Annotated in this window: 18 protein-coding genes and 1 pseudogene; 13 read left to right on the forward strand and 6 right to left on the reverse strand. The window is 66.9% G+C overall.

The features are described from left to right. Positions 1 to 163 precede the first annotated feature (163 nt). The gene (locus V6M48_RS01670) at positions 164 to 352 is read left to right on the forward strand and encodes a hypothetical protein (RefSeq protein WP_332810779.1); all 189 of its coding nucleotides are present in this window, start codon (positions 164 to 166) and stop codon (positions 350 to 352) included. 439 nt (positions 353 to 791) lie between these two features. Here V6M48_RS01670 and V6M48_RS01675 read toward each other — a convergent pair whose 3' ends face one another. Then, the gene (locus V6M48_RS01675; protein ID WP_332810780.1) at positions 792 to 1181 is read right to left on the reverse strand and encodes a glycine zipper 2TM domain-containing protein; all 390 of its coding nucleotides are present in this window, start codon (positions 1179 to 1181) and stop codon (positions 792 to 794) included. A gap of 137 nt (positions 1182 to 1318) precedes the next feature. After that, positions 1319 to 1732: a response regulator gene (locus V6M48_RS01680; protein ID WP_332810781.1), complete on the reverse strand. Its 414-nt coding sequence runs from the start codon at positions 1730 to 1732 to the stop codon at positions 1319 to 1321. A gap of 35 nt (positions 1733 to 1767) precedes the next feature. Between V6M48_RS01680 and V6M48_RS01685 the strand changes: the two genes are divergently transcribed. The 6 genes from V6M48_RS01685 to V6M48_RS01710 all read left to right on the forward strand — a co-directional run bounded on the left by V6M48_RS01685 (position 1768) and on the right by V6M48_RS01710 (position 6827). Then, positions 1768 to 2076 (forward strand): DUF3572 domain-containing protein, encoded by a 309-nt coding sequence (locus tag V6M48_RS01685; protein WP_332810782.1) that lies wholly within the window; start codon positions 1768 to 1770, stop codon positions 2074 to 2076. A gap of 8 nt (positions 2077 to 2084) precedes the next feature. Further along, positions 2085 to 2696: an HAD family hydrolase gene (locus V6M48_RS01690; RefSeq protein ID WP_332810783.1), complete on the forward strand. Its 612-nt coding sequence runs from the start codon at positions 2085 to 2087 to the stop codon at positions 2694 to 2696. Between the two features lie 119 nt (positions 2697 to 2815). Further along, the gene (locus V6M48_RS01695) at positions 2816 to 4270 is read left to right on the forward strand and encodes a circularly permuted type 2 ATP-grasp protein (protein ID WP_332810784.1); all 1455 of its coding nucleotides are present in this window, start codon (positions 2816 to 2818) and stop codon (positions 4268 to 4270) included. 1 nt (position 4271) lies between these two features. Next, the gene (locus tag V6M48_RS01700) at positions 4272 to 5207 is read left to right on the forward strand and encodes an alpha-E domain-containing protein (RefSeq protein ID WP_332810802.1); all 936 of its coding nucleotides are present in this window, start codon (positions 4272 to 4274) and stop codon (positions 5205 to 5207) included. After that, positions 5207 to 6043: a transglutaminase family protein gene (locus tag V6M48_RS01705; protein WP_332810785.1), complete on the forward strand. Its 837-nt coding sequence runs from the start codon at positions 5207 to 5209 to the stop codon at positions 6041 to 6043. Before V6M48_RS01700 ends, V6M48_RS01705 begins: the two co-directional genes overlap by 1 nt. Before the next feature lie 10 nt (positions 6044 to 6053). Next, positions 6054 to 6827 (forward strand): peptidase, encoded by a 774-nt coding sequence (locus V6M48_RS01710; RefSeq protein ID WP_332810786.1) that lies wholly within the window; start codon positions 6054 to 6056, stop codon positions 6825 to 6827. A gap of 76 nt (positions 6828 to 6903) precedes the next feature. Here V6M48_RS01710 and V6M48_RS01715 read toward each other — a convergent pair whose 3' ends face one another. Continuing rightward, a complete protein-coding gene (locus V6M48_RS01715; protein WP_332810787.1) occupies positions 6904 to 7467 on the reverse strand; it encodes an ATP-dependent Clp protease proteolytic subunit in 564 nt (187 codons plus the stop codon). A gap of 275 nt (positions 7468 to 7742) precedes the next feature. Here V6M48_RS01715 and V6M48_RS01720 point away from each other — a divergent pair, with 275 nt between their 5' ends. Genes V6M48_RS01720 through V6M48_RS01730 form a run of 3 tightly spaced genes read left to right on the forward strand, consistent with a single transcriptional unit; the run spans position 7743 to position 10052 of the window. Next, positions 7743 to 8210: a RidA family protein gene (locus V6M48_RS01720; RefSeq protein WP_332810788.1), complete on the forward strand. Its 468-nt coding sequence runs from the start codon at positions 7743 to 7745 to the stop codon at positions 8208 to 8210. Next, positions 8188 to 8919: a glycerophosphodiester phosphodiesterase family protein gene (locus V6M48_RS01725; protein ID WP_332810789.1), complete on the forward strand. Its 732-nt coding sequence runs from the start codon at positions 8188 to 8190 to the stop codon at positions 8917 to 8919. The genes V6M48_RS01720 and V6M48_RS01725 overlap by 23 nt, the downstream gene beginning before the upstream one ends. Further along, the gene (locus V6M48_RS01730) at positions 8916 to 10052 is read left to right on the forward strand and encodes a GNAT family N-acetyltransferase (RefSeq protein WP_332810790.1); all 1137 of its coding nucleotides are present in this window, start codon (positions 8916 to 8918) and stop codon (positions 10050 to 10052) included. The genes V6M48_RS01725 and V6M48_RS01730 overlap by 4 nt, the downstream gene beginning before the upstream one ends. 44 nt (positions 10053 to 10096) lie before the next feature. On the opposite strand, the gene V6M48_RS01735 is transcribed toward V6M48_RS01730, so the two are convergent. Further along, the gene (locus V6M48_RS01735; RefSeq protein WP_332810791.1) at positions 10097 to 10393 is read right to left on the reverse strand and encodes an SEL1-like repeat protein; all 297 of its coding nucleotides are present in this window, start codon (positions 10391 to 10393) and stop codon (positions 10097 to 10099) included. A 75-nt stretch (positions 10394 to 10468) separates the two neighbouring features. Next, on the reverse strand, positions 10469 to 11338 hold the full coding sequence (panC, locus tag V6M48_RS01740; RefSeq protein WP_332810792.1) for a pantoate--beta-alanine ligase: 870 nt from the start codon (positions 11336 to 11338) through the stop codon (positions 10469 to 10471). A 94-nt stretch (positions 11339 to 11432) separates the two neighbouring features. Between panC and V6M48_RS01745 the strand changes: the two genes are divergently transcribed. From V6M48_RS01745 to pgmG, 3 genes are all read left to right on the forward strand, one after another. Next, complete coding sequence (locus V6M48_RS01745) at positions 11433 to 12230, forward strand: division plane positioning ATPase MipZ (protein WP_332810793.1); 798 nt, start codon at positions 11433 to 11435, stop codon at positions 12228 to 12230. Between the two features lie 192 nt (positions 12231 to 12422). Then, a complete protein-coding gene (locus tag V6M48_RS01750; protein WP_332810794.1) occupies positions 12423 to 12836 on the forward strand; it encodes a J domain-containing protein in 414 nt (137 codons plus the stop codon). A gap of 25 nt (positions 12837 to 12861) precedes the next feature. Continuing rightward, the gene (gene pgmG, locus V6M48_RS01755) at positions 12862 to 14250 is read left to right on the forward strand and encodes a phosphoglucomutase/phosphomannomutase PgmG (protein ID WP_332810795.1); all 1389 of its coding nucleotides are present in this window, start codon (positions 12862 to 12864) and stop codon (positions 14248 to 14250) included. Positions 14251 to 14455: 205 nt separating this feature from the next. Here the strand turns inward: pgmG and V6M48_RS01760 are convergent. After that, positions 14456 to 14582, reverse strand: a pseudogene (locus V6M48_RS01760) (ligase-associated DNA damage response exonuclease); the annotation flags it as partial.

Raw genomic sequence — 14582 nt, forward strand, 5'->3', positions numbered from 1 at the left:
CGGGCTGACGCGGCGGCAGAGTCGATGTCAGGCTTTTCCGCCGGCGGTTAACCTCAATCAGGGCGCCTGAGTTTCTCTTATGTTAGCCAGGCTTATCGCCAGCTCAACCGGCATGCTGGCGCCGAGAGACCATGTGCTCCCGCCGCGATTCGGCAGGCAAATGATGGCTTATTATCGGCTTTATGTGCGCAACGGCTCGGCTGACGGCGGCATCATTGCGTTCGAGGAAATCGACGCCGCCGACGACCATGAGGCGATGCGGCAGGCAACGCGGCATCAGGGCAAGTTCCTCGAGCTTTGGCAGCAGGCCCGGCGGGTCGCCTCGTTCGAGCCCGATCGCTCGCAGGCCTAGACTCAATCCCGGTTTGACTGAACCGAAATTGAGTCTGATTCTCTTTGTTTTCCGTGATTTCCGAGTCGTCAGGTGATTCCACCTGACTTGAAATCAATATAGGCCATCCGGGCTGGGGTCTCACTTTCCCCGTCACCCCAGCGAAGGCTGGGGGTCCAAGCCAAGCTTGGGTAGGCCGCCGCTCGCGAACCCGGGTTACGGCGGCAATTTTCGCAAAGGATCGCACGGATGCCAGCCTGCGCTGGCATGACGGAATGGGGTGGCTACGCCGCCAGCCGCACTTCCTGCCCGCGCGGCCTCGAGCGCGGCTTGGAGCGCGGCTTGGAGCGCTCGGCAAAAAAGTTGGGGGCCGACACTCGGTGGAGTGCCGGCCCCCGCCCCCGTTACGCGACTCGGGGGGTCTGGTCAGCGCCGGCCGAAGCCGGCGCTATTCCGATGTTCAGCAATCGCGGTCGATCGCCCGTCCGGCGAGCGCGCCGACACCGGCGCCGATGATCGCACCGGCGGTGCCGTCGCCGCGGCGGTAACGCCCGCCGTCGGCGATCTCCTTGCCGAGCAGGCCGCCGGCGATCGCACCGAGGATCGTCCCGGTGGTGCCGCTGTCGCGGCAGCGACGGTTTGAGCCGTAGTAGCGGCTGCGGCCGTAGTAGCGATTGTCGTAGCCGCGACGATAATTGTCGCCGCGATAAGAGCGCTCACCGCGATAGGATTGGCTGTAATAATTGTTGTTATAGCCATCGTAATAGCGGGGGCGCGCTTCGGCTGCGGCCGGAAGCGCGACGAGAGCGCTGACTGCGGCGGCTGCGGTGAGGCTGATCTTCTTAAACATGGCACTAGCTCCTTGATCCATCCGTTCGATGCCGGTTGGCCCGCGTCTGAGCGCGATCGCCGCGCCGGCCTCCGTCGACCAGGTGCTTATGCGTTGATTCGATTGAGCGATCCCTGAATGCGATCGTCAGCCGTTGTTCAGGGACCGGGGGCGGTTTCCGGCTCGCCGTCCGGCAGCGGCACCGGCGGCGCGAGCAGCGCCCTGACCGCCTCGACGAACTTGAGCACCGAGATCGGCTTCGAGACATAGCCCTCGGCGCCGGCGCCCCGGATTCGTTCCTCGTCGCCCTTGGCGGCATAAGCGGTGACCGCCATGATCGGGATCACCTTGAGCGCCTCGTCGGACTTGATCTGCTCGATCAGCTCCAGGCCGCTGATGTGGGGCATCTGGATGTCCATGATGATCAGATCGGGCTCGAACACGCGCGCGCGCTCGACCGCCTCGCGCCCGTCGCGAACCGGCTCGGCCGCATAGCCGTGCGCACGCAACAGGTCGCAGAACAGCTTCAGATTGAGTTCGTTGTCCTCGACAACGAGAATTTTTTGTCCCACGCGCTCGCCTTTAGAACCGGGGGTCAGCTTAAGCGATGGCCAATGCAGACACAAATCGGCCCGACACCAGTGAGAGTGATCTGGCGCTGGCGGCGCTCATCTGGACGCTCGCCGACCAGGGCCGAGCCGATCGGCTGCTCGCGCTGACCGGCCTTACCCCGGACAATCTGCGCGAACGGCTGGCCGAGCCGGCGCTGCTTGCCGCGATGCTGCGCTTTCTGGAAGCCCATGAACCCGATCTGCTCGCTTGCGCCGAGAGCCTCGGCATCGCGCCCGATGTGCTCGTCGAGGCCCGCCGGAAGCTCGAGGGGCGGAAGCTCGAGGGCCGGAGTGACGAGCGTTGAGCCGCCCGTTGCTAATCACCGATTGCGACGAGGTGCTGCTCCACATGGTCGCCCACTTCGCCGAATGGCTGGGCGAAGCGCATGATTACGACTTCATCCTCGAGGAGGAAGGCTTTCTCAATGCGGTGCGCGATCGCAAGACCGGCACTCCGGTCCCGCACCCGCGCGTGATCTCGCTGCTCGACGGCTTCTTCGACAGCGAGATGCACCGCCAGAATGTCGTGCCCGGCGCGGTCGAGGCGCTCTCGCGGATCGCCGAGGTCGCCGACGTCGTCATCCTCACCAACCTTGGCGATGAATATCAGGCGAGCCGGGTCGCGCAGCTCGAGGCGTTCGACATCCGCCACGAGGTCTTGTGCAACAGCGGCGGCAAGGGCCGCCCGGTGCGCGAGCTGCTCGAGCGCTACCAGCCCAGCGCCGCCGTGTTCGTCGACGATCTCGCTCCGCACCACAGATCGGTTGCTGATCACGCCCCGGACGTGTGGCGCCTCCACATGATCGCCGAGCCGACCATCGCCGCCCATATGCCCCCGGCCCCCGACGCCCACGCCCGGATCGATGATTGGGCCTCGGCCTGCGCCTGGATCCTCGACAAATTCGACCCGCCGGCCAAGCCGTAGCGCGAAAGTTGGACAGCGGCGGCTATGCTGCACTGCAAAAAGCAGTTGTAAGCCTCTCGAATTGATGCATTCTGGCTTCGGGCTACAAGGGTCGAAGCAGGCGGGAGGTCGGTGCGGCATTGACGGCGTTCGACGAGCTCTGGGGGGAAAGCAGCGGCAAGCACGTCCGCGAAGGGTTCGAGCCGCTCGGCGGATGGCTTGCCGCGACGTCGTCGGCCGATCTCGACCGCCGCCAGAAAGCCGCTGAAGCCGCGTTCAGAAGCCTCGGCATCACGTTCAACGTCTACGGCCAGGAAGATGCCGCCGAGCGCATCATCCCGTTCGACATCATCCCGCGTATCTTTTCGGCGCGCGAATGGCAAAGCCTCTCCGCCGGGCTCGAGCAAAGGGTCCGGGCCATCAACGCCTTCATCGAGGACGTCTATGGCGCGCGGCACATCATCGCCGACGGCCTGATCCCGGCCGATCTGGTGCTCGGCAACCCGCAATTCTGCATTCCGGTCGCCGGCGTTCGGCCGCCGCACGGCATCTATGCGCATATCTGCGGGATCGACCTGATCCGCACCGGCCCGGACGAATTCTACGTGCTGGAGGACAATGCGCGCACGCCCTCGGGCGTCTCCTACATGATCGAGAATCGCGAGGCGATGCTTCGGCTATGTCCCGAGCTGTTCGACACGCTGACCGTCCACCCGGTCGATTCCTATCCCGAGCTGCTGCGCGACACGCTCCACTCGGTCGCGCCCGAAGGTGCGCGCGAGCCGCGCTGCGTCCTGCTCACGCCCGGCCATCACAATTCGGCTTTCTACGAGCACAGCTTCCTCGCCAACCATATGGGCATCGAGCTGGTCGAAGGGTCCGATCTCGAGGTCGACGACGACATCGTCTGGATGCGCACGATCGACGGCCGGGTCAGGGTCGACGTCATCTACCGGCGCATCGACGACGCCTTTCTCGATCCATTGGTGTTCAGGCCCGATTCGATGCTTGGCGTGCCGGGGCTGATGGCCGCCTATCTCGCCGGCAACGTCTCGCTGGTGAACGCGCCGGGCAGCGGCATCGCCGACGACAAGGCGATCTATTCCTACATGCCGGAGATCGTGCGCTATTATACGGGCGAGGACGCCAAGCTTCCCAACGTCGAGACCTGGCGCTGCCGCGAGCCCGAGGCGCTTCGCTATACGCTCGACAATCTCGAGAAATTGGTCGTCAAGCCGGTCGACGGGTCGGGCGGCTATGGGCTGCTCGTCTGCCCGACCGCGACCAAGGCCGAGATCGAGGCGATGCGGGCGGCGCTGCTCGCCGAGCCGGAGCGCTATATCGCGCAGCCGACGCTCGCGCTTTCGACCGTGCCGACGATCACCGCCGCCGGCATCGTGCCCCGCCACGTCGATTTCCGGCCGTTCGTGCTGACCGGTGCGAACGGCGTCACGACGGTGCCGGGCGGGCTCACCCGAGTCGCGCTTCGCGAAGGATCTCTGGTGGTCAATTCGAGCCAGGGCGGCGGCACCAAGGACAGCTTCGTGCTCGCGCCCGACGAGGAAACCGCCGGCGATCGAGACCCGAATGGCTGACATGCTCTCGCGCACCGCCGCCAGCCTCTACTGGATGGGCCGCTACATGGAGCGCGCCGAATTCACGACGCGGCTGATCGAGGCGACGATCCGGCTCGGCTCGCTTTCAGCGCGCAGCGGCACCGACGAGGCGTGGAAGAGCGCGCTCGCGGTGGTCGGCGCGACCGGCCCGGTCGGCGCGGCGGGCGAAAGCCTCGGCGCATTCAGCGCGCGCCGTCATCTTGCGCTCAGCAAGGACAATCCAAGCTCGATCCGATCGTGCCTCGAACGCGCGCGCGACAATGCCCGCGCCGCGCGCAACGTCCTCACCCAGGAAGTGTGGGAAGCGGTCAACCGCGCCTGGCTGATCATCCGTGATCGCACCAGCCCGGGCGGCACCCGCGCCACGCTCAGCCTGGTCGAGGATCTCAAGGCCGAGACGCGCGGCTTCGAAGGCGCGCTTGCCCGCATGCTGCGCAGCGAGGCCTATTGGTTCATGCGGCTGGGATCGGTGATCGAGCGCGGCGACAACACCGCGCGGTTGCTCGACGTCAAATATTATCTCCTGCTTCCCGAGGGCGAGCAGGTCGGCGGCACGCTCGACCGCGACCAGTGGATGACGATCCTCCAGATCGTCTCCGGCCAGACCGCCTATCGGGTGATCTACAAGCAGCCGCTCAAGCCGTGGCTGGTCGCCGACCTGCTGATCTACCGGCGCGAGCTGCCGCGCTCGCTCGCGGCCTCGGCGGCCGAGACGGTGTCGCTGCTCGGCGAGTTCGGCAGCCGCTCGGGGCGCCAGGGCGAAGCCGACCGGCTCGCGCGGCGCCGGCTCGGCCGCCTCGAGAGCGGCAATATCGATGCGCTGATCCAGCGCGGCCTCCACGAATCGCTGCAACGGCTGGTCGAGGAGAATGCCATGCTCGATCGCACCGTCGCCAAGCAGTTCCGTTTCCCCTGATGCGCCTGACCGTCGCCTACACCACCACCTATCATTACGCCGAGCCGACGCGGCGCGTGATCCAGCTGCTGCGCGTGACGCCGCTGAGCTTCACCGGCCAGAACGTGCTCGACTGGCGGATCGACGTCGACTGCGACGCGCAATTGCGCGAAGGGCGCGACGGCTACGGCAACGTCACGCACATGCTCTACGTCGACACGCCGGTCAGGGACCTGCGCATCTCGGTCGCCGGCCGGGTCCTGACGGAGGACACGTCGGGGCTGGTCAAGGGCCTGGCAGGCGATCTCCCGCCGGCGGTGTTCTGCCGCTCGACCTCGCTGACCGAGGCTGGCCCTGCGCTCGGCGGCTTCGCCGCGGAGGTTTCCGGCGCGGGCGGGAGCGTGCTCGATCGGCTTCACCGCCTGGCCGCGCGCATCCACCAAAGCCTGCGCTTCGACACCGAAGCCACCGCGGTCGAGACCGTCGCCGAGGAAGCCTATGCGGCCGGCCACGGCGTCTGCCAGGACTTCGTCCATATCTTCCTCGCCGCCGCGCGCCGGCTGGGCATCCCCGCACGCTATATTTCGGGGCATCTCCTGCGCCGCGACGGCGCCGATGTTCAGCCGGCGGCGCACGCCTGGGTCGAGGCCTGGGTCGACGATCTCGGCTGGGTCGCGTTCGACCCGACCAACGGGATCAGCACCGACGATGCCTATATCCGAGTCGCCTGCGGCCTCGATTACCGCGATGCGGCGCCGATCGCAGGCGCGCGTTCAGGTGGCGGAACCGAGCAGCTCTCGGTAGAGGTCGCGGTGCGCGCTGCGAATGCGCAGTCGCAGTGGCAGGTTCAAGGCTAGTGCGTATCTCATGACTTATTGTCTCGGAATGCTTCTCGATGCGGGGCTGGTGATGATGGCCGATACCCGCACCAACGCCGGGGTCGACAACATCTCCTCCTATCGCAAGCTGCACGTGCTTGCCGACGAGCCCGACCGGCAAGTGTTCGCGGCGACCGCGGGCAATCTTTCGGTGACGCAGACGGCGATCAGCATGATCCGAGAGGGCCTGCCTTCCGGCCAAGGCGAAGGCGAAGGCCAAGGCCAAGGGAGGCCCCGCACGCTTGCCGACGCCAGCTCGATGTTTCGCGCGGCACAGCTGGTCGGCGAGGCGCTGAAGATCGCCAACCGGTCGGTCGGCGAGGCGCTCGAATCGCTCAACATCGCCGGTGGGTCGACCTTGCTGGTCGGCGGCCGCATCGGCCGCGGGCGCCCGTCGCTGTTCCTGATCTACGAAGCGGGCAATTTCATCGAGTGCCAGCGCGAGGTGCCGTTCTTCCAGATCGGCGAGACCAAATATGGGCGGCCGATCCTCGACCGGGTGGTCCGGGCCAGCACGCCGCTCGCCGAAGCGGTCAAGATCGGCTTCCTGTCGTTCGATTCGTCGATGCGCTCGAACCTCGCGGTCGCTCGGCCGCTCGATCTGATGGTGATGCCGAGCGATCCCGACCTGCCGGTGCTGACGCGGCGGATCGAGAATAACGACCCCTATTTCAACGATTTGTCGAGCCGCTGGTCGGAACTGCTCCACGAGGCCACCCGCGCGATCCCCGACCCGCCGTTCATGCTGCCTGCCCTAAAGTGATTTCAAGTCAGGTGGAATCACCTGACGACTCGGAAATCACGGAAAACAAAGGACTTAGCTCTGACGCGGGCGCCGCCTAAAGGACGTCTTCGATCAGCCCCAGCGCTTTGGCTTCCTGCGCTTCGATATACCAGTTCGAGGGCGCTCGTTGCAGCACCTCGTCGAGACTGACGCTCGAGCCCAGGATGAGATTCTGGAACCCTTCGTTCTGAATCTCGATCGAGCTTCTTATCTCGTTGAGCATCGCCTCGACCTTGGCGACGCAGGTCGTCAGCGGGCCGTCGATCGTCAGCTGCGTGCTGAGCTTGCGCTCGTGGACCATCAGCCGCGTGCCGCGGGTCAGGAAGCGGTTGGCGCGCGTGAAGAAGCTCATGAAGGTCGTGCCGGCCGAATAGATCGCCGCCTTGCCGAGGAAGACGAAGCGCCGCTCGGCCGCGATCTCGCTGTGGAAGCGCACGTCCTCGCCCATCATCCGCGCGACCTCGGGATCGCCGCCGAGCGTCGAAAGCTCGACGACGATCGTCCCTTCCGCCGGCGCAACCGCAAGCTGGCTGCGGAAACGATCGTACATCGCATAATCGACCGTTCCCGCGAGCAGGATCGCCGGATCCTTGAACATCGCGCGCTGCTGGAAGTCCATTTTTTGTCCCGATCACTGGTTCGGCACGGTAACTCGTTGCGGATGCGGCGTGTTCCGTTCCATCCCCTCCCGCCTGCGGGAGGGGATGCAGCCGCTGGTTCGTCCCCCGGACGAGCCAGGACGCGGCTGCATGGGGTGGGCTCTTTTCCTGAAGCGCCGGCGGTTTCGTTGCCCACCCCTTGCCCCTCCCGCAAGCGGGAGGGGAATCTGATCCGGGAGCGAGACGCGAGCGGGACACGCTTGACCCCCACCCGCGCCAATGCTTGAGAAAGGCCATGACCAGCCTCATCAGCCAGCGCCTCGCCGAACATGGCATCGTCCTTCCCGAGCCGGCGGCGCCGGTCGCCGCTTATGTGCCGACCGTGCTTGCCGGCGGCCTGCTCCACATTTCCGGCCAGCTGCCGTTCGAGGACGGCGTGCTGATGACGGGCAGGCTGGGCGAGGACCGCGACATCGACTTCGGGCACCGCGCGGCGCGCGCCTGTGCGATCATGCTGCTTGCGCAGGCGTCCAAGGCGCTCGGCGGGCTCGATCATGTCCGCCGGATCGTCAAACTCGGCGTGTTCATCAACAGCGCGGCCCACTTCACCGATCAGCCGAAGGTCGCCAACGGCGCGTCCGAGCTGATGGAGCTGATTTTCGGCGAGGCGGGCAAGCACGCCCGCAGCGCGGTCGGCGTGCCGGTGCTCCCGCTCGGCGCGGTGGTCGAAGTGGATGCGATTGTCGCCGTTCAGGAAGGCTGAGCCGCCACGGCGGCCGGACTGGCTTGCGGCCAGAGCTTTCGCGCATCGCGGACTCCACGGCCCGGAGCGGCCCGAGAACAGCCGCGCCGCCTTCGCCGCGGCGATCGCGGCGGACTTCGGCATCGAGCTCGACGTCCAGGCGAGCCTCGGCGGCGCGGCCTTCGTGTTCCACGACGACGAGCTCGACCGGCTGGCCGGAGGCCGCGGCCCGCTCGCCCGCCGCCGCCCCGAAGAACTTGCCGCGATCAAGCTGCGCGGATGCGACGAGACCTTGCCGACCTTGGCGGACGTGCTCGCTCAGGTTGCCGGCCGGACACCGGTGCTGGTCGAGATCAAGGGGCGGCACGCGACGCGGGCGCTGTGCGGCTCGGTGCGCGCGGCGCTCGACGCTTACCATGGGCCGGCGGCGATCATGTCGTTCCACCCACTGGCGGTGCGCTGGTTCGCCCGCCGCGCCCCCCACATCATTCGCGGGCTGGTGATCAGCGAGGAGGGAAAGAATCGGCGCTTCACACGCTCTGTTGCCTTATGCTGCGCGCGACCCGATTTCCTGGCCTATGACATCCGCAGCCTCCCCTCCGCCTTCGCCGCCCGCCAACGCGCCCGCGGCGTCACCTTGCTCAGCTGGACTGTGCGCACTGCGCGCGAGGCCGAGACGGCCGCGCTCCACGCCGATCAGATCATCCACGAGAGGCCCTCGGCGCGATGAGCGCTGAGGACATCATCGCGCGGGTCGGCGACGGCGTCGCGAGCTTCGCGGGGGAGCAATGGGACCGCTGCGCCGGCACCGACAATCCGTTCCTCAGCCACGCCTTCCTGTCGGCGCTCGAGGAATCGGGCAGCGCGACCGCCCAGACCGGATGGCAATCGGTCCCGGTCGCGATCGACGCGGACGACGGCACCCTCGCCGGGGTGATGCCGGCCTATGTCAAAAGCCACAGCCAGGGCGAATATGTCTTCGACCATGCCTGGGCCAATGCCTACACCCGTGTCGGCCGCCATTATTATCCCAAGCTGCAGATCGCGGTTCCGTTCACGCCGGTGCCCGGACGCCGGCTGCTGAGCCGCGATCCGCGCCTCGCGCCGCAGCTGATCGCCGCCGCCGAGACGATCGTCCAGCAGAACCATCTGTCGTCCGCGCACGCGACCTTCATCGCCGAGGAGGAGGTGCCTTTGTTCGAGGCGGCCGGCTGGCTGATCCGGATCGACACCCAGTTCCACTGGCACAATGAGGGGTTCGCAAGCTTCGAGGATTTCCTCGCCACCCTCGCGTCGCGCAAGCGCAAGGCGATCCGCAAGGAGCGGGCGAGCGCGGTCGAAGGGCTCGATGTCATTTGGGTCAGCGGCGCCGACATCAAGGAGCGTCACTGGGACGCCTTCTGGAGATTCTACCAGGACACCGGCTCGCGCAAATGGGGCCGCCCCTACCTTAGCCGGCGCTTCTTCTCGCTGCTTGGCGAGCGAATGGCGGACCGGGTGATGCTGATCTTCGCGATGCGCGGCGGCGTGCCGATCGCCGGCGCACTCAACCTGATCGGCAGCGACACGCTCTACGGCCGCTACTGGGGCACGACGGCGGACGTGCCGCATCTGCATTTCGAGATCTGCTATTATCAGGCGATCGACGTCGCGATCGAGCGCGGCCTGAAAAGGGTCGAGGCGGGTGCCCAGGGCGGCCACAAGCTCGCCCGCGGCTATCGGCCGGTGCCGACCTATTCGGCGCATTACCTGCCCGATCCGCGCTTCCGTGAGGCGGTGGCGGACTTTCTCGCCGCGGAACGCAATGCGGTCGTCGAGGAGATCGGCGCGCTGGCCGAGATGACGCCGTTCAAGAAGGGCTGAGCTTCGCCCGCGGTTGAGTCACGCAGCAAGGCCGCGTGACGGACTCAGGCGGCGCTGCGCAGACCGGTCTGCGACAGCCAGGCGCGCGCCTGGCGTTGCGCTTCGGCGATCTCGCGAGCCGACATTTCCTCGGCGATGTCGGCGCGGCATTGCTGCCCGGCCTTGCTGCCATTGAGCGCCGCGAGGTTGAACCATTTATGCGCCTCGACGAGATCGACCTCGACATTGCTGCCGGTCGAATAAGCCACGCCGAGTTCGTAAAGCGCGTTGGCATCGCCTTGCGCCGCGTCGGCAAGCCGGCGCTCGAGCAGGAATTGCGCTGATTTCAGACTGGTCGCCATGAAATTTGCCCCTGTTTTGACTTCGTACGCACAATGTCTGGGGCAGAGTCTGCAAAGAAATGGTTAACGCCGCGGTTACCCTGATCTAGCCGGCGAGCCCTTGGTGGGGTGGACTGCGAGATTGTCGATCAGCCGCGTTCCTCCGATCCTCGCCGCGGCGAGCAATCGCGCCGGGCGGTCGAGGTCGGTCAAGGGCGCGAGCGTCTCGACATCGCGGAACTCGACATAATCCACCGCTTCGAAGCCGGCGTCGCTGAGCTCCTTCGCGGCGGCGGTGAGCGTTGCCGCGACGGCGGCGCCTTCGCGGATCGCCTGCGCGCTCTCGCCGAGCACGCGCGGCAGCGAGCGTGCGACGATGCGATGCTCGGGCGAAAGATAGGCGTTGCGCGAGGAGAGCGCGAGGCCGTCCGCGTCGCGCTGGGTGGGCACGCCGACGATCGTCACCGGCAGGTCGAGATCGCGGACCATCTGCCGGATGAGGGCGAGCTGCTGGTAATCCTTCTCGCCGAACAGCGCGACGTCCGGCTGGACCTGGTTGAACAGCTTCGCGACGACCGTCGCAACGCCGTCGAAATGGCCCGGCCGCGCCGCGCCGCACAGATCGTCTCCGATCGCTGCGACATGGATATTCGTGGCATGGCCGTGCGGATACATGGTCGCCGCGTCGGGCGCCCACAGCAACGCGCAGCCTGCCGCCTCGAGCATCTCGGCATCGGCTTGCTCGCGCCGCGGATAGAGGTCGAGATCCTCGTCGGGCCCGAATTGGGTGGGATTGACGAAGATCGACGCGACCACGTTCGCCGCACGGCGTTTCGCCTCCGCGACCAGCGCCATATGGCCGGCATGAAGCGCGCCCATCGTCGGCACGAACGCGACGCCGCCGCCGCCTGCGCGCAACACGCTGAGGGCGCTTCTGAGCGCATCGACGCTACGGATTGTTTGCACGGCCGGGTGGCCTCCGATACAGGCTAAGCCTAGTGATGACAGGCGTTCTTTGCGGAGCGCCGGGTCCGAATTCAAGAGGGACAGTCGGGGCAATATGGCTGGCGCAAAGCCGCATCTCATCGTTTTCGCCAATGAAAAGGGCGGGACGGGCAAGTCGACGACGGCGGTCCACAGCGCGGTCGCGCTCACTGTTGCAGGCAAGAGAGTCGCCGCGATCGATCTCGACACCCGCCAGCGCACGCTCGGCCGCTATCTCGAGAATCGCGCCGCCACCAGCCGCCGGCTCGGCATCGAGCTTCCGATCCCGGTCGCCGAGACGTTCGATCCGGCCAAGGGCGAGGATCTGTCGGCGATGCTCGCCCGCCTCGGCGAGGGCGCCGACGTCGTCGTGGTCGACACGCCCGGGCGCGACGATCCCTATTCGCGCGAGGCGATGCTCGCGGCGGACACGCTCGTCACGCCGATCAACGACAGCTTCGTCGATCTCGACCTGATCGGCCAGGTCGACCCCGAGACCTATAAGGTCAAGCGGCCGAGCTTCTACGCCGAGCTGGTCTGGAACAGCCGCACCCAGCGCGCCAAGACCACCGGCGCGAGCGTCGATTGGGTGCTGCTGCGCAATCGCCTGCAATATGTCGAGGCGAAGAACATGCGCAGGGTCGGCAAGGCGCTCGAGGAGCTCGCGAAGCGGGTCGGCTTCCGGGTCATCCCGGGGCTCGGCGAGCGGGTCATCTACCGCGAGCTGTTCCCGAGCGGCCTCACCCTGCTCGACCTGCAGCAGCTCGGCAATGTCGGCATCAGCCACATCGCCGCGCGCCAGGAGCTGCGCGAGATGATCGCCGCCTTCGCCCTGCCCGGGGAGGCCGCCGAGTCCCGCGCCGCGGCCGAATGAATTGGGTCGGATGATGACGACCGCACCGGCGCGAACTAAGCGGGACAGCTGCATAAATAGCCGGGTCACTCAACAACCGTTCGGCCTGAGCTTGTCGAAGGCCTTTTCTTCTCTGACCAACAAAGGAAAGCGGTTCGACAGGCTCACCGCGAACGGAGATCTGCAGCGGTCCCCCGAGCGCCAGGAACGAATATGCTCGCGCTGCTGCTGATCGTCGGGGCCGGGGTCGGCTGGGCGTGGTGGACCGGGCGGCTCAAGCGCTTCACTTATGAGGACGGCATTGCGCTCGCCTTGTTCCTGCTCGGCCTGCGCCTGCTGACCACCGGCCGGGCGCTTCCGGGCGCGGCGCTGATGGCGGGCGCATTGCTGTGGGCGGCCTATCGCCGCGGGCGGCGCGTCGCACCGGTGATGCCGGTCGAGGATGCCCGCGCGTTGCTCGGCGTCGGCGCCGAAGCGAGCCTGGCCGAGATCAGGGACGCCCACCGCCGGCTGATCGCCAAGGTCCATCCCGACGCGGGCGGATCGGCCGAGCTCGCCCAAAGAGTGAACGCAGCGCGCGACGCGCTGATCGCCGAATTGAACCGCCGCACGCCTCGCGCGTCTTGAAGTCGAAACCACACGGAGCCTGCCCATGAGCCATCGTTTTCATCCGACCTCGCTGCGCGAATATGACATACGCGGGATAGTCGGAGAGACGCTGGGCGAGGCTGATGCTTATGCGGTCGGGCGGGGCTTCGCGACATTGGTCCGCCGCGCCGGCGGGACCCGCGTCGCGGTCGGCCGCGACGGCCGCGAAAGCTCGCCGCGGCTCGAACAGGCGCTCACCCGCGGCCTGACCGAAAGCGGGGTCGACGTCGTCCGCATCGGCCTCGGCCCGACGCCGATGCTTTATTATGCCGAGGCCGAGCTCGAGGTCGACGGCGGCATCATGATCACCGGCAGCCACAATCCCGCCCAATATAACGGGTTCAAGATGGTGCTGCAGGGCAACGCCTTCTTCGGCGCCGACATCCAGACCCTCGGGCGCATGGCCGAGGAGGGCGACTGGCAGACGGCCGAGGTCGGCGGCACGATCTCCGACGCGGACGTCGAGGACCTTTACGTCGCCCGGCTGCTGCAGAATTTCGACGGCGCCGCGTTCCGCATCGGCTGGGACGCCGGCAATGGCGCGGCCGGTCCGGTGACCGAGAAATTGACCCGGCTGCTGCCGGGCGAGCATCATCTGCTCTACACCGACGTCGACAGCCGCTTCCCCAACCATCACCCCGATCCGACCGAGGAGAAGAACCTCGCCGACCTCAAGGCGCTGGTGCGCGACAAGGGGCTCGACTTCGGCATTGCGTTCGACGGCGACGGCGACCGCATTGGCGCGGTCGACGGCAAGGGCCGGGTGGTGTGGGGCGATCAATTGCTCGCGATCCTCGCCGAGCCGGTACTCCGCGCCGAGCCCGGCGCGACAATCATCGGCGACGTCAAGGCAAGCCAGGCGCTCTACGACCGGGTCGCCGAGCTCGGCGGAAAGCCGTTGATGTGGAAGACCGGCCACAGCCTGATCAAGTCGAAGATGAAGGAGACCGGCGCGCCGCTCGCCGGCGAGATGAGCGGCCACATCTTCTTCAAGCATGATTATTATGGCTTCGACGACGCCCCCTACGCCGCGGTGCGCCTGATCCGCGCGGTCACCCAGCTCGGCGGCTCGCTGACCGCGCTGCGCGATGCGATGCCGGCGATGATCAACACGCCCGAGTTGCGCTTCCAGGTCGACGAAAGCCGCAAGTTCCCGGTGATCGACGAAGTGCTGGCCCGGCTCGAAGCGAGCGGCGCCGAGGTCGACCGTACCGATGGCGCACGGGTCAACACGCCGCAGGGCTGGTGGCTGCTGCGCGCCTCCAACACCCAGGACGTCCTCGTCGCCCGCGCCGAGGCGAAAAGCGAGCAGGGCCTACAATATCTGATCGCCCAGATCGACGAACAGCTCGCCCGCTCGGGCGTGGTCCGCGGCGAGACGGTCGGGCACTGAGGTCTCATACTCCCCTCCCGCAAGCGGGACCGCTGCAAAAGTCGCGAGGCACCCAAAAACCGTTCGGCCTGAGCCTGTCGAAGGCCTTTTCTTCTCTGAGCAAGAAAGGAAAGCGGTTCGACAAGCTCACCGCGAACGGAGTTTTGCAGCGGTCCCGCAAGCGGGAGGGGAGGTTAAGGGGGCGGGAGGGGAAGTGATCACTCAATCAATCGTCCTCATCCTCATAGCCGACGAGGTTGAGCTCCTTCGCCTTGATCTGGTGAAGCCCGCACCAATGGATCAGCGCATCCTCGCGGCCGTGCGTCACCCACACCTCGCGCGGCGCGACCTCG

The organism is Sphingomonas sp. (assembly GCF_036677245.1).
GTDB lineage: Bacteria > Pseudomonadota > Alphaproteobacteria > Sphingomonadales > Sphingomonadaceae > Allosphingosinicella.